The 13806-nt window shown below is 62.0% G+C and carries 16 protein-coding genes; 8 read left to right on the forward strand and 8 right to left on the reverse strand.

The genetic code is table 11. From position 1 onward, the window contains the following. Positions 1–22: 22 nt before the first annotated feature. From rsmD to ACA047_RS01750, 3 genes are read right to left on the reverse strand one after another with little or no spacing between them, the layout of a single operon-like run. Positions 23–634 (reverse strand): 16S rRNA (guanine(966)-N(2))-methyltransferase RsmD, encoded by a 612-nt coding sequence (gene rsmD, locus ACA047_RS01740; RefSeq protein ID WP_497356136.1) that lies wholly within the window; start codon positions 632–634, stop codon positions 23–25. Continuing rightward, on the reverse strand, positions 634–2124 hold the full coding sequence (locus ACA047_RS01745) for a M16 family metallopeptidase (protein WP_497356138.1): 1491 nt from the start codon (positions 2122–2124) through the stop codon (positions 634–636). The genes rsmD and ACA047_RS01745 overlap by 1 nt, the downstream gene beginning before the upstream one ends. Next, the gene (locus tag ACA047_RS01750; RefSeq protein ID WP_497356140.1) at positions 2117–3472 is read right to left on the reverse strand and encodes a M16 family metallopeptidase; all 1356 of its coding nucleotides are present in this window, start codon (positions 3470–3472) and stop codon (positions 2117–2119) included. Before ACA047_RS01750 ends, ACA047_RS01745 begins: the two co-directional genes overlap by 8 nt. Before the next feature lie 343 nt (positions 3473–3815). Here ACA047_RS01750 and ftsY point away from each other — a divergent pair, with 343 nt between their 5' ends. The 4 genes from ftsY to rpoH all read left to right on the forward strand — a co-directional run bounded on the left by ftsY (position 3816) and on the right by rpoH (position 7909). Further along, entirely contained in the window at positions 3816–5255 is a 1440-nt protein-coding gene (ftsY, locus tag ACA047_RS01755; protein WP_497356142.1) for a signal recognition particle-docking protein FtsY, read from the forward strand. Beyond that, positions 5252–5923 carry a cell division ATP-binding protein FtsE gene (ftsE, locus tag ACA047_RS01760; protein WP_024778908.1) on the forward strand — a complete coding sequence of 224 codons (672 nt, stop codon included), beginning with the start codon at positions 5252–5254 and terminating at the stop codon, positions 5921–5923. Before ftsY ends, ftsE begins: the two co-directional genes overlap by 4 nt. Then, positions 5920–6942 carry a permease-like cell division protein FtsX gene (gene ftsX / locus ACA047_RS01765; RefSeq protein WP_497356145.1) on the forward strand — a complete coding sequence of 341 codons (1023 nt, stop codon included), beginning with the start codon at positions 5920–5922 and terminating at the stop codon, positions 6940–6942. Before ftsE ends, ftsX begins: the two co-directional genes overlap by 4 nt. Before the next feature lie 112 nt (positions 6943–7054). Continuing rightward, positions 7055–7909, forward strand: a complete 855-nt coding sequence (gene rpoH / locus ACA047_RS01770) for an RNA polymerase sigma factor RpoH (RefSeq protein ID WP_497356147.1) — start codon at positions 7055–7057, stop codon at positions 7907–7909. A gap of 195 nt (positions 7910–8104) precedes the next feature. Here the strand turns inward: rpoH and mtgA are convergent, their stop codons facing one another. After that, on the reverse strand, positions 8105–8827 hold the full coding sequence (gene mtgA, locus ACA047_RS01775; RefSeq protein ID WP_497356149.1) for a monofunctional biosynthetic peptidoglycan transglycosylase: 723 nt from the start codon (positions 8825–8827) through the stop codon (positions 8105–8107). Between the two features lie 73 nt (positions 8828–8900). Here mtgA and ACA047_RS01780 point away from each other — a divergent pair, with 73 nt between their 5' ends. From ACA047_RS01780 to trmB, 4 genes are all read left to right on the forward strand, one after another. Then, on the forward strand, positions 8901–9272 hold the full coding sequence (locus tag ACA047_RS01780) for a DUF423 domain-containing protein (RefSeq protein ID WP_497356151.1): 372 nt from the start codon (positions 8901–8903) through the stop codon (positions 9270–9272). Positions 9273–9362: 90 nt separating this feature from the next. After that, positions 9363–9563: a sulfur carrier protein ThiS gene (gene thiS / locus ACA047_RS01785; protein WP_497356153.1), complete on the forward strand. Its 201-nt coding sequence runs from the start codon at positions 9363–9365 to the stop codon at positions 9561–9563. 54 nt (positions 9564–9617) lie between these two features. Continuing rightward, the gene (locus ACA047_RS01790) at positions 9618–10412 is read left to right on the forward strand and encodes a thiazole synthase (protein WP_003177480.1); all 795 of its coding nucleotides are present in this window, start codon (positions 9618–9620) and stop codon (positions 10410–10412) included. A gap of 9 nt (positions 10413–10421) precedes the next feature. Beyond that, complete coding sequence (gene trmB / locus ACA047_RS01795; RefSeq protein ID WP_497356156.1) at positions 10422–11147, forward strand: tRNA (guanosine(46)-N7)-methyltransferase TrmB; 726 nt, start codon at positions 10422–10424, stop codon at positions 11145–11147. Positions 11148–11230: 83 nt separating this feature from the next. Here the strand turns inward: trmB and ACA047_RS01800 are convergent, their stop codons facing one another. From ACA047_RS01800 to ACA047_RS01815, 4 genes are read right to left on the reverse strand one after another with little or no spacing between them, the layout of a single operon-like run. Next, positions 11231–11554: a DUF3392 domain-containing protein gene (locus ACA047_RS01800; RefSeq protein WP_497356158.1), complete on the reverse strand. Its 324-nt coding sequence runs from the start codon at positions 11552–11554 to the stop codon at positions 11231–11233. A gap of 21 nt (positions 11555–11575) precedes the next feature. Then, positions 11576–12775 carry a radical SAM family heme chaperone HemW gene (gene hemW / locus ACA047_RS01805; RefSeq protein WP_497356160.1) on the reverse strand — a complete coding sequence of 400 codons (1200 nt, stop codon included), beginning with the start codon at positions 12773–12775 and terminating at the stop codon, positions 11576–11578. Next, positions 12772–13368: an RdgB/HAM1 family non-canonical purine NTP pyrophosphatase gene (gene rdgB, locus ACA047_RS01810; protein ID WP_497356162.1), complete on the reverse strand. Its 597-nt coding sequence runs from the start codon at positions 13366–13368 to the stop codon at positions 12772–12774. Before rdgB ends, hemW begins: the two co-directional genes overlap by 4 nt. Continuing rightward, a complete protein-coding gene (locus ACA047_RS01815) occupies positions 13365–13799 on the reverse strand; it encodes a DUF4426 domain-containing protein (RefSeq protein ID WP_497356164.1) in 435 nt (144 codons plus the stop codon). Before ACA047_RS01815 ends, rdgB begins: the two co-directional genes overlap by 4 nt. Positions 13800–13806 lie beyond the last annotated feature (7 nt).

The following is a 13806-nucleotide window of genomic DNA, read 5'->3' on the forward strand; positions in this document are numbered from 1 at the left end:
TCTCGATGCAGTGGCCAGCTGTTCAGTCAGCGGCCTCTGCCATACGTTGCCACAATGCGTAGTACACCCGCCCGGATTTCTGCTCGCGATGCAGACGCCAATTGCCCGGCAAGCCCAGCGTGGATGGGGCGGTCTCGCTTTCAGTGTAAACCCAGGCGTCTGCGGCCAGCCATTGACGCTCTTCGAGCAAGGCGCACACCGCTGGCAGCAGGTTTTGATTGAACGGCGGGTCGAGGAACACCAGGTCGAAAGGGGTTGCCGGTTGGCTGTCCAGGTAGCGCAGCGCGTCGGCCGTCTGTACCTGGCCGACTGTGCAGTGCAGGGTGCCCAGGTGTTCTTTCAGGCTGGAGACCGCCAGGTTGCTGGCATCCAGCGCCTGGCCCATGGCGGCGCCACGGGACAACGCCTCGAGAAACAATGCGCCGCTGCCGGCGAACGGGTCGAGGACCCGGGCGCCTGCCACGTAGGGCGCGAGCCAGTTGAACAGGGTTTCGCGCACTCGGTCCGGCGTCGGGCGCAGGCCCGGGGCGTCGGGGAAGCTCAGGCGCCGGCTGCGCCATTGGCCGCCGATGATGCGCAACTGGTTTACACCGTTGTGGACGGGTTTCTTGCTGGAATTCGATGGGCGGGCCATTAGTGCTCCGGAACCCCGAGCGGTTGCTCGGCAGGTTTGTCAGTGGGGGCCGGTAGCGGCTTTTGCGGCACGGTCGGGCCGGCGGTGACGATGACCATTTTGTCCGTGCTCAGGTGTTTGTTCAGCGCGGCCTTGACCTGATCCACGGTCAGCGCCTGGGACTGACGCATGAAGTCTTCCAGGTAGCTCAGCGGCAGGTCATAGAAACCCATGGCGCCGAGTTGGCCGACGATGTCCTCGTTGCTGGCGGTGGACAAAGGGAAGCTGCCGGCCAGCTCACGCTTGGCGTCATCGAGCTCTTTCTGGGTGGGGCCGTTCTTTAGATAGTCGGCGAACACGTCCTGCACCAGTTTCAGTGTGCCTTCGCTCATCTCTGCACGGGTTTGCAGGTTGATCATGAACGGACCGCGGGCCTGCATCGGTGTAAAGCCGGAATACACGCCATAAGTCAGGCCGCGCTTTTCCCGTACCTCAGTCATCAGCCGCGTGCCGAAACCACTGCCGCCGAGAATCTGATTGCCCAGAGACACGGCCACATAGTCCGGATCGTCCCGGTCGATGCCCAGTTGCGCCAGCATCAGGTTGGTCTGCTTGGACGCAAATTCGATGTGGCTGATGCTTGCCTTGGGTTCCACTGGCGCCGGGGTTTTCGCCAGGGCCGGGCCTTTGGGCAGCGCGGCGGACACCTGGCTGGCAATCGCTTCGGCTTCAGCGCGGGACAGGTCCCCCACCAACGCAATCACCGCGTTGCCGGCGGCATAGGCCTTGGCATGGAAGGCCCGGATCTGCGCCAGTGTGATCGGTGGAATGCTTTGTGCGGTGCCGTCGCTGGAATGGGCGTACGGATGGTCGCCGTACAGGCGCTTCATCAGTTCCAGGCCCGCCAGTTTGCCAGGGTTCTGTTTCTGGTATTCGAAACCGGCAAGCATCTGGTTCTTGATACGGGCGAAGGAGTCGGCGGGGAAGGTCGGCTTGCCGACGACTTCGGCGAACAGTTTCAGTGCCGGCTCACGCTTGTCCGCCGCGCTGAGGCTGCGTAGCGAAGTCAGGGCCATGTCCCGCAGGGCGCCGTTGCCGAAGTCCGCGCCGAGGCTTTCGAAGCCTTCGGCGATGGCCCCCACATCTTTGCCAGCCACGCCCTCGTTAAGCATGGCGTTGGTCAGCAGCGCCAGACCGGGTGCATCGCCGTCCTGGCTGCTGCCAGCGGCGAAGGTCAGGCGCAGGTCGAACATCGGCAACTCACGGGCTTCGACGAACAACACCTTGGCGCCGTCGGCGGTTTTCCAGGTTTGCACATCGAGCCGGCGGTGGCTGGGGGCTTTGCCGTCCAGTTCTGCCAGCGATTGCAGCTTGTTGCCGGACTTGGCGTTATCCAACGCCTGACTGGCGGTGACACCCGTGGTGGGGGACAGATAGAAGGCCAGGGCCCCGGCCAGGGCGATGAACACCAGGCCGATCAGCGCCAGGCGCGATGATTTGCGCTCACTCATGAGCTTTCTCCTCGGGCAGGACATGCGCAACGCTCAGGCGCGAGCGGGTGAAATACAGCTGGGCTGCCTTCTGGATATCTTGCGGGGTCACGCTTTGCAGGTCGGCGAGTTCGGTGTCCATCAGTTTCCAGGACAAACCGACGGTTTCCAGCTGGCCGATGGCGGTGGCCTGGCTGGTGATCGAGTCGCGCTCATACACCAGGCCAGCGATGACCTGGGCACGGACGCGCTCCAGTTCGGCGGCGGTCGGAGCGGTGGTTTTCAACTGCTCAAGCAAGCGCCACAGACCGGCCTCGGCCTGGGCCATGGTTTTGTTTTTCTGGGTGTTGGGCGTCGCCGACAAGGTGAACAGCGAGTCGCCACGGGTGTAGGCGTCGTAGTTCGACGAGCCGCCGGATACCAGCTCTTCGCCGCGCTCCAGCTGGGTCGGGATCCGGCCGCTGTAGCCGCCGTCCAGCAAGGCCGAGATCAACCGCAGGGCGTTGACCGAACCTTTGTCCGTCGCAGTGGCGATGCTCGGCACGTTGAAGGCCAGCATCACGCTTGGCAGTTGCGTCTGCACATGCAAAGTGATCTGGCGCTCGCCAGGTTCGGCCAGCTCCAGGGGGATTTTCGCGGTCGGCACAGCGCGCCGGGCAACCGGGCCGAAGTAGCGCTGGGCCAGGGTCTTGACCTCGTCCGGCGTCACGTCGCCGACCACCACCAGGGTCGCGTTGTTCGGCGCGTACCAGGATTCGTACCAGTGGCGCAGCTCCTCGACTTTCATCCGCTCCAAATCGGCCATCCAGCCGATGGTCGGTGTGTGGTAGCCGCTGGCCGGGTAAGCCATGGCCTTGAAGCGTTCGTAGGCCTTGGACATTGGCTTGTCGTCGGTGCGCATGCGGCGCTCTTCCTTGATCACCTCAATCTCGCGGCTGAACTCCTCCGGCGGCAGGCGCAGGCTGGCCATGCGGTCGGCTTCCAGTTCGAAGGCAACACCCAGGCGATCCCGGGCCAGCACCTGGTAGTAAGCGGTGAAGTCATCGCTGGTGAAGGCGTTTTCCTCGGCGCCAAGGTCGCGCAGGATCAGCGACGCTTCGCCGGGGCCGACTTTTTCGCTGCCCTTGAACATCATGTGTTCCAAGGCGTGGGACAAACCGGTCTGGCCCGGCGTTTCATAGCTGGAACCAACCTTGTACCAGACCTGGGACACCACCACCGGCGCACGATGGTCTTCGCGCACCACGACCTTCAGGCCGTTGTCGAGGGTAAATTCATGGGTGGGTTGTGGGTCGGCAGCCAAGGCTGAAAAGGGCAGACAAACTGTGCTGAACAGCAGGCCTGCAACGCGGCGGGCAAGAGCATTCATTCGTGTTTAAACCTGTTGGGCTGCCCGCTAGGTCTTAGCGTCGGCGGGCAAGAGGGTGCTAGGATAACGGTCCGTTTTACTGGCGGCCACGCCTATCGGGCCTTTTGTCGGCCCAGGGCAGTTTGGGTTCCCCGGAGAAACATCGGGTTTGTTCGTTGATCCCTGCGTTTTCGCCGACGATGCCGTGCCAGTCCTTCGAAAAAATCGACTGTGAGGTGTCCTGGGGACATTTCGATAATCTGTTGCGCGTGAACAAGCTGCCTGAAACGCAGTCTGTTCAGCATCGAATATTTATCACCGAGGCGCCCCGTGGCGCGTCGCTACCGTGAGATAGCCGTCCTCCATGTTTGGTTCCAACGACGACAAGAAGACCCCAGCTGCGGCTGGCGAGAAAAAAGGCCTGTTCGGATGGCTGCGCAAGAAGCCGCAGGAAACCGTCGTCGAACAGCCGCAAACGCTGCCTGAGCCCGCCGCCGAGGCGGTCGTTGAAGAAGAGGCTGCGCCGATTGTCCTGCAGCTTGCCGAGCCGGTGCTGCAACCGGTCGAGCCCGAATCTGAGCCCGTCGCCGAACCGGTGGCTGAACGGCCGTCGACCCCGCCCGTCGAGCCAACACCGTGGCTGACCTTGCCGGTGGCGGAAGAGCCGGTAGCGCTGGTCGAGGACGCACAGGCACCGCATGTCACCCCGCCGATTCCGGCGCCGACGCAATCTGTCGCAGCGCCAGAGCCGATCGCTGAAGCTCCCGCTGCTTTCGTTGCGCCTGCCGCTGCCCAATCCGCCGCTGAACCAGAACCGGTACCTATTGAAGCGCCAGCCCTCGTCGCGCCTGAACCCGTTGCCGAGGAAAACAAGGTCGGTTTCTTCGCCCGCCTCAAGCAAGGTCTGTCCAAGACCAGCGCCAGCATCGGCGAAGGCATGGCCAGCCTGTTCCTGGGCAAGAAAGTCATCGATGACCAATTGCTGGAAGACATCGAAACCCGCCTGCTGACCGCCGATGTTGGTGTCGAGGCCACGTCGGTGATCATCCAGAGCCTGACTCAGAAGGTCGCGCGCAAGCAACTGACCGATGCCGATGCGCTGTACAAATCCTTGCAGGGCGAACTGACTAACATGCTCAGGCCGGTGGAGCAGCCGCTGGTGATCGCCTCGCAGAACAAACCGTTCGTGATTCTGGTCGTGGGCGTCAACGGCGCTGGCAAGACCACCACCATCGGCAAGCTGGCCAAGAAACTGCAACTCGATGGCAAGAAGGTGATGCTTGCCGCCGGCGACACCTTCCGTGCTGCCGCGGTCGAGCAACTGCAAGTGTGGGGCGAGCGCAACAAGATCCCGGTGATCGCCCAGCACACCGGTGCCGACTCCGCTTCGGTGATCTTCGACGCGGTGCAGGCGGCCAAGGCCCGTGGCATTGATGTGCTGATCGCCGACACGGCCGGTCGCCTGCACACCAAAGACAACCTGATGGAAGAATTGAAGAAGGTTCGCCGGGTGATCGGCAAGCTCGATGCCGACGCGCCTCACGAAGTGCTGTTGGTGCTGGACGCCGGTACCGGTCAGAACGCCATCAACCAGACCAAGCAGTTCAACCAGACCGTCGAACTGACCGGGCTGGCCCTGACCAAACTCGACGGCACCGCCAAGGGCGGGGTGATTTTCGCCCTGGCCAAGCAGTTTGGCTTGCCCATTCGCTACGTCGGCGTGGGTGAAGGCATCGACGACTTACGTACCTTTGAAGCCGAGCCCTTTGTCCAGGCATTGTTTGCCGAGCGGGAGCATTCATGATTCGTTTCGAACAGGTCGGTAAGCGCTATCCGAACGGTCACGTCGGCTTGCATGAGCTGAGCTTTCGGGTCCGTCGCGGCGAGTTTCTGTTTGTCACCGGCCATTCCGGTGCTGGCAAAAGTACCTTGCTGCGCCTGCTGCTGGCGATGGAGCGGCCCACCACCGGCAAACTGCTGCTGGCCGGCCAGGACCTGAGCACCATCAGCAATGCCCAGATCCCCTACCTGCGACGGCAGATCGGCGTAGTGTTCCAGAATCACCAGTTGCTGTTCGATCGCACCGTGTTCAACAACGTGGCGTTGCCGTTGCAGATCCTTGGCCTGTCCAAGGCCGAGATCAACAAGCGCGTGGATTCGGCCCTGGAGCGTGTGGCCCTGTCGGACAAGACCGACCTGTACCCGGGCGACCTGTCCACCGGTCAGCAACAGCGCGTCGGCATCGCCCGCGCCATCGTCCACCGCCCAGCCTTGCTGCTGGCGGACGAACCCACCGGTAACCTCGACCCGCGTCTGGCGGCGGAAATCATGGGCGTATTCGAAGACATCAACCGTTTGGGCACCAGTGTGCTGATTGCCAGTCACGACCTGGCGTTGATCGCGCGCATGCGTCACCGCATGCTCACCTTGCAACGCGGTCGATTGATCGGTGACGGGGAGGCTGGCGTATGAGTGCGACTCGCAGCCCGAAAGTGGCCGAACGCGTGGCCCCGAAAGCCTCTGACCCGCAGCCGCAAAAGAAAAAGCGCCACGATGATGACGGCCCGGATTTCGCTACGTTGTTTCGCGCCTGGATCGAAAGCCATCGCGCCAGCCTGCTGGACAGCCTGCGGCGCCTGGGCAAGCAGCCAATCGGCAGCTTCTTTACCTGCATGGTGATGGCGGTGGCCCTGAGTTTGCCCATGGGCCTGTCATTACTGCTAAACAATGTGGAGCGCCTCGGTGGCTCCTGGCAGCGTGCGGCGCAGATTTCCTTGTACCTGCAGCTGGACGCGACGTCGGGCGAAGGCCAGGCGTTGCGTGAGCAGATCAAGGCCATGCCGGGCGTGGCCGATGCCGAATACATCAGTCGCGAGCAGGCCCTTGAGGAGTTCCAGCAGCAGTCTGGCCTGGGCGAAGCCCTCAAGGAGCTGCCGCAAAACCCGTTGCCGGGCGTGGTGCTGGTGACGCCGAATGAAGTCGATAAGCCGACCCTTGAAGCATTAAGACAAAGACTTTCCGAATTGCCGAAGGTACAGCAGGCGCAACTTGATCTAGTCTGGGTCGAGCGTCTTGCGGCGATACTCAAGCTCGGTGACCGGTTTGTCTTCGGTCTGACGGTGCTTCTGGTTTCTGCATTACTTTTGGTGATAGGCAATACCATTCGTCTTCATATTGAAAACCGCCGCACCGAGATAGAAGTGATTAAACTCGTCGGCGGCACGGACAGTTATGTACGCAGACCCTTCCTCTATATGGGGGCGCTGTATGGTTTCGGTGCCGGGATTCTGTCCTGGGGTGTATTGGCGTTTGGCCTGGACTGGCTGAACGATGCGGTGGTGGGGCTGGCCGGTTTGTACGGCAGTGATTTTGCGCTGGCCGGCGTGCCAGTCGCCGACGGTCTGTCGCTCTTGCTTGGTGCGGTGCTGTTGGGTTATATCGGTGCATGGATTGCGGTAGCACGCCACTTGCGTGAGCTTGCGCCAAAATAGTGTTTTTTACGCGTATTGACCTTTCTTTTTTTGTGGGAACTTGTCCTACGGTTCCCGGTCAATTTTCGCAGTGCTGAACTGCACGAGTTATGTGAGTCGGAGGTTTTTTCGTATGACCACTTCTTTGCAACCTGCTTATGCTCTGGTCCCGGGTGCGAACCTGGAGGCCTATGTGCACACGGTGAACAGCATTCCATTGCTGACGCCTGAGCAGGAGCGTGAACTGGCCGAGAGTCTCTATTATGAGCAGGATCTTGAGGCGGCTCGGCAGATGGTGCTCGCCCACCTGCGTTTTGTTGTACATATCGCCCGCAGCTATTCCGGCTACGGGCTGGCCCAGGCCGACCTGATCCAGGAAGGCAACGTCGGCCTGATGAAAGCGGTCAAGCGTTTCAACCCTGAAATGGGTGTGCGTCTGGTGTCGTTTGCAGTGCACTGGATCAAGGCGGAAATCCACGAGTTCATCCTGCGCAACTGGCGCATCGTGAAAGTCGCGACCACCAAGGCCCAGCGCAAGCTGTTCTTCAACCTGCGCAGCCAGAAGAAACGTCTGGCCTGGCTGAACAATGAAGAAGTCCATCGTGTGGCAGAAAGCCTGGGCGTAGAGCCTCGGGAAGTGCGTGAGATGGAAAGTCGCCTGACTGGCCATGACATGGCCTTCGACCCGGCTGCGGAAGCGGACGACGACAGCGCTTTCCAATCGCCGGCCAACTACCTGGAAGACCACCGGTACGACCCGGCGCGTCAACTGGAAGACGCCGACTGGAGCGACAACTCCAACACCAACCTGCACGAAGCCCTGGAAGTGCTGGACGAGCGCAGTCGTGACATCCTTTACCAGCGCTGGCTGGCCGAGGAAAAAGCCACGCTGCACGACCTGGCGCAGAAGTACAACGTGTCGGCCGAGCGGATTCGTCAGCTTGAGAAAAGCGCGATGAACAAGCTCAAGTTGTCGATTGCGGCCTGACCGCGTCACTGCCAATAAAAAACGCCCCGATCAGCGATGATCGGGGCGTTTTTGTTTGTACCCAATGTTGAATTCGACGCCCCCCTGTGGGAGCGAGCCTGCTCGCGATAGCGTCGGGTCAGTCGATGATGATGTCGAATGATCTATTGCCATCGCGAGCAGGCTCGCTCCCTCATTAGGGGTGTGGTGTTCCGGCTATTGGGCCCAGGGCGCCCGCCGGGAATGATTGAGCTCCAGCAAATAACTATCGCCCCCCAACTGGCTCATCTGCTGCCGGATCCAGCTCGCCCGTCGCAGCACGTAAGGACTCGGCCGGCTGGCACTCCACACCCGAGGGTTGGGCAGTACAGCTGCTAGCAGACTTGCCTGTTGCCGGGACAAGGCGTCGGCGCCTACGCGAAAGTGATGTCGCGCCGCTGCTTCGGCCCCGAACACGCCGTCGTCCCACTCGACGCTGTTGAGGTACACCTCAAGAATCCGCTGTTTGGGCCAGAGCACTTCGATCAGCGCGGTGAACCAGGCTTCGAGCCCCTTGCGCAGCCAGCTGCGGCCGGACCACAGGAACAGGTTCTTGGACACTTGTTGGCTGAGGGTGCTGGCGCCGCGAATTGAACCGCCGCGCTCGTTGTGGGCAAACGCAGCCTGGATCGCGCCGATGTCGAAGCCCCAATGCTCAGGGAATTTCTGGTCTTCGCCGGCGATCACCGCGACCTTGAGGTTATCGGAGATCTGATCCCACGGTTGCCAGTTTCGCTGCAGGTCGATCGGCTCGCCGCCGAACCAGGACTCAACCTTGCGCTCGATCATCAGCGCCGTGAACGGCGGCGGCACCACGCGAAACAGCAGCACCAGCACAACGCTGCCGACGGCAAACCAGAGTAGGGCTTTAACGAAACGTCGAAACAATAAACGCAGCATAGAGATGGCTTGGCCGAACCCGTCGAGCGGGCCATTATACAGACCCTGTCCACCGAGTCTGATTGGAGTTCTCATGCTGCGTAGCTTTCTGATGTTGGCTGCTTTTTTCGGCTTCACAGGCGTGGCACTCGGGGCGTTCGCCGCCCATGGCCTGAAAAACCGCCTGAGCGCCGATTACCTGGCGATTTTCCACACCGGCGTCACCTACCAACTGGTGCACACCCTGGCGTTGCTGGGCGTCGCGCTGCTGGCCACGCACATTCCCGGTCGCATCGTCACGTGGGCCGGGATTTCATTTGTGATCGGCATCCTGTTGTTCTCCGGCAGCCTGTACCTGCTGACCCTCACCGGCATCAGCAAGCTGGGCATCATCACGCCGATTGGCGGTGTTGCATTCCTGATTGGCTGGCTGTGCCTGGGGCTTGCCGCCTGGCGGCTGGGCTGACTGGCCGGTCCATTTCATGACGAATGGCTTGGGTCGCCCAGACTGATCGGGCTAGAATGCCAGCCCCTAAAAATGATGGCGGCGTCCGGCATGCGCATTCAGTTGAACGGCGAACCCCTTGAACTGCCCGATGGTGAAACCGTTGCGGCCCTGCTGACCCGTCTGGAACTGACCGGACGCCGCGTCGCGGTGGAACGCAATCTGGATATCGTCCCGCGCAGCCAGCACGCCGACACTGCCCTTAATGAGGGTGATCAGGTGGAAGTCGTGCACGCCATTGGCGGCGGCTAATACCCCAGGCTTCACAGCATTTCGCAAGAACCTCACCCCAACAGAGGATTTCCCATGAGCATCGTTCGTAGCGACAAGCCCTTCGTCCTGGCCGGTCGTACCTACCAGTCGCGCTTGCTGGTAGGCACCGGCAAATACCGCGACATGGAAGAAACCCGCCTGGCCATCGAAGCCTCGGGCGCCGAAATCGTGACCGTTGCCGTACGCCGGACCAACATCGGCCAGAACCCGGGCGAACCGAACCTGCTGGATATCCTGCCGCCGGATCGCTACACCATCTTGCCGAACACCGCCGGCTGCTTCGACGCCATTGAGGCCGTGCGCACCTGCCGCCTGGCCCGTGAGCTGCTCGACGGCCACAACCTGGTGAAGCTGGAAGTGCTGGCTGACCAGAAAACCCTGTTCCCCAACGTGATCGAAACCCTCAAGGCCGCTGAAACCCTGGTCAAGGAAGGCTTCGACGTGATGGTGTACACCAGCGACGACCCGATCATCGCCCGTCAATTGGCGGAAATCGGCTGCATCGCGGTGATGCCGCTGGCCGGCCTGATCGGCACGGGGCTGGGGATCTGCAACCCGTACAACCTGCAGATCATTCTCGAAGAAGCCAAGATCCCGGTGCTGGTGGATGCCGGTGTCGGTACCGCATCCGACGCCACCATCGCCATGGAGCTGGGTTGCGAAGCGGTGCTGATGAACTCCGCCATCGCCCACGCCCAGCAACCGATCCTGATGGCCGAGGCCATGAAGCACGCCATTGTCGCCGGTCGCCTGGCGTACCTCGCCGGCCGCATGCCGAAAAAACTTTACGCCAGCGCCTCCTCGCCGCTGGATGGTCTGATCAAGTAAGAGCCATTGATGACTGAATCGAACGACACGCCTGTCCTGCCGGAAGAAGGCGAAGAGCGCCAACACCGCCGCATCAAGAGTTTTGTGATGCGCGCCGGGCGTATGACTGAAGGCCAGCAGCGCGGCCTGGACCAGGGGGCGCCGCGGTTCGTCCTGCCCCTGGCCGATGCGCCGGTGGATTTTGACCAGGTGTTCGGCCGCTCGGCACCGCGCTCGCTGGAAATCGGCTTCGGCATGGGCCACTCGCTGCTGGAAATGGCCGCCGCGGCGCCGGAACAGGATTTCATCGGCGTGGAAGTACACCGTCCGGGCGTCGGTGCGCTGCTCAATGGCGTGCTGACCCAAGGGCTGACCAACCTGCGGGTCTACGATTGCGACGCCATCGAAGTGCTCAACCGCTGTGTGGCCGACAACAGCCTCGACCGGCTGATGCTGTTCTTCCCGGATCCATGGCACAAGAGCCGCCACCACAAGCGCCGTATCGTCCAGGCTTCGTTCGCTGAACTGGTGCGCAGCAAGTTAAAGGTCGGCGGTGTGTTGCACATGGCTACCGACTGGGAACCCTACGCCGAATACATGCTGGAAGTGATGAACGTCGCGCCGGGCTATCGTAACCTCGCCGAAGACGGCAAGTGCGTGCCACGCCCGGCCGAACGGCCGATCACCAAGTTCGAACGCCGTGGCGAACGGCTTGGGCATGGGGTTTGGGATTTGAAGTTCGAGAAGTTGGCGTAAGCACCACGCAATAAAAACTGTGGGAGTAGGGCTTTGCTCCCACAGAAGCCCTCTCCCACATTTGTTTTGTGGTGTAGCCGGGTTCAGCGGCGATCCGCAACCACGCCAATCAACACCAGCACCACCAACAACACCGGCGCCAGGCTGTAGTTGTTGAACTGGCTCAAGCCCCGGACGACCCATGGAGTGGCGTAGATCAGGGCCGCGCCGCTGCCGATCATGCACAGCAGGGCGATCAGCGGGACGCGCAGGGCGCCGGCGATGCTGCCCAGGCGTTGTTCGACCCAGCTCTTGATGTCTGCGCCAAACAGCACCAGCAGGCAGCCTACCAATGCCAGGGAGATTTCCGACAGGTTGCTGCGGCTCCAGCGGGACACGGTGGCGAGCAGGTCGAGTACCAGATCCATTCGATTTCCTTGTTTGGGTGATTAGCTCAAAAATTTCTGCAGCAAGTCGTTGAGAAACAGCTGTCCGCGCTCGGTGGCGGCCAGACGTGACGGTTCGACCCGCAACAACCCGCTTTGTTCGGCCTCGCGCCGGCCTTCGGCCAGGCTTTGCAGGGGCAGCCCGGTGCGCTCCGGGTACAGCCGCGCCTCGACACCTTCGGTCAGGCGCAGGGCGTTCATCAGGAACTCAAAGGGCAGCTCCTCATTGGCCAGGGTTTTCTCGCCGGCCAGGAAGCGTTTGGCCGGGTTGAGGTAGTCCTTGGGCAGGCGGGTCTTCCAGGTGCGCACGATGCGCCCGTCCGGATGGCTGAGCTTGCCGTGGGCGCCGGCGCCGATGCCGATGAAGTCGCCGAAACTCCAGTAATTGAGGTTATGCCGCGCCGGCCGGCCGGGTTGAGCATAGGCCGAGACTTCGTATTGGGCGTAGCCGTGCTCGGCCAGCAGCGCTTGCCCCGCTTCCTGGATGTCCCACAGCGTGTCGTCTTCCGGCAACGTCGGCGGCTGGTTCCAGAACACCGTGTTCGGCTCCAGCGTCAGTTGATACCAGGACAGGTGGGTCGGCTTCAACGCGATGGCCTGGCGCAGATCGCTCAAGGCGTCGTCGAGGGACTGGTCGGGCAAGCCGTGCATCAGGTCCAGGTTGAAGTTATCGAACCCGGCCTGCCGGGCCATGCCTGCGGCGCGCACGGCTTCGTCACCGTTGTGAATGCGGCCCAGGGCCTCAAGCTTCGCCTGCTGGAAACTCTGGATGCCGATGGACAGTCGATTGATGCCCAGTGCCCGGTAAGCGACGAACTTCTCCTGCTCGAAGGTGCCGGGGTTGGCTTCCAGGGTGATTTCAATGTCACGGGCGAAGGGTATCCGCGCCTCGACCCCCTTGAGCAACCGCCCCAGGGCCTGGGCGCTGAACAGGCTTGGGGTGCCGCCGCCGAAGAAAATCGAGCTCAGTTCCCGGCCGTAAACCGCGTGCAAATCCTGGTCGAGATCGGCCAGCAAGGCGTCGACGTATTCCTCTTCCGGCAGCTGCGGGCTGGCGGTGTGGGAGTTGAAATCGCAATACGGGCATTTGCGTACGCACCACGGGATGTGGATGTACAACGCCAGGGGCGGCAGCACCGGCAGCGGCGCCCGAGGCGTTTGTGCACCGCCATGAATCAGAGGTGCGGGGGGCTCATCAATCATTGCAGGCCCAGGCGTTGACGCAGCAGGGCCATGGCGCGGGCGCGGTGGCTCAACTGGTTTTTTTCCACCGGGCCCAGCTCGGCGCTTGAGCAGTTGCGCTCCGGCACCCAGAACAGCGGGTCGTAGCCGAAACCCTGCTCGCCGCTGGCCTCGGTGAGAATGCGCCCGTGCCACAAGCCTTCACACAGGATCGGCAGCGGGTCGTCGGCATGACGGACCAGGGCCAGCACACAAACGAACTGCGCGCCGCGCTCGGCTTCCGGCACGTCTCTGAGGGCCTCGAGCAGCTTGGCGTTGTTCGCCGCGTCACCTTTGCCGTCAGCGTAGCGGGCCGAATAGATGCCCGGCGCACCGCCAAGGAAGTCCACCGCCAACCCGGAGTCGTCCGCCAACGCCGGCAGGCCGCTAATGCGCGCGGCATTGCGGGCCTTGAGGATGGCATTTTCGACGAACGACAGGCCGGTTTCTTCAGGCTCCACCTGGCTGAACTCGCCAATCGAGCGCAACTGCACCGACCCGCCGAGCATGGCCTGGAGTTCCTTGAGCTTGCCGGCGTTGTGGCTGGCCAATACGAGTTGAGTAAGGTTCATCATTGGCCCGGGAACAGCTCCTGGTTGAAGTTGATGGTGCTGGTCTTGTCGCCTGTCTGCACCTTGATCTCGAAGGTGCGGACTTCCTGCTGGTCCACCGGGTACTGGGCGATGTAGTAGATCGCACCTTGCTCGGTCACCTGCTTGAATTTCAGCGGGACGCTCTGGCTGGTGAGGTCTTTCACCGTGCCGCTGACCTGGGCGCTCAACGGTTTGCCGGCCTTGAGCACCGAAACGTTGATCACGCCCTGGTTCTTGCTGCGGATCAGCTCGGCGGCCTTGGCGATGTCCGGCGTCAGGAACGTCGAATTGAAGGTGTTGTAGTGCACGGTGACGTCACCGAACACTTCCTTGCGCTCGCCCTTGATGACATCGGCGGCCATGGCGCCGAGGCTCAGGCACGCGGTGATGAGAAACAAACCTAGACGTTTCATGTTGTGC

Source organism: Pseudomonas sp. LBUM1664 (assembly GCF_059695895.1).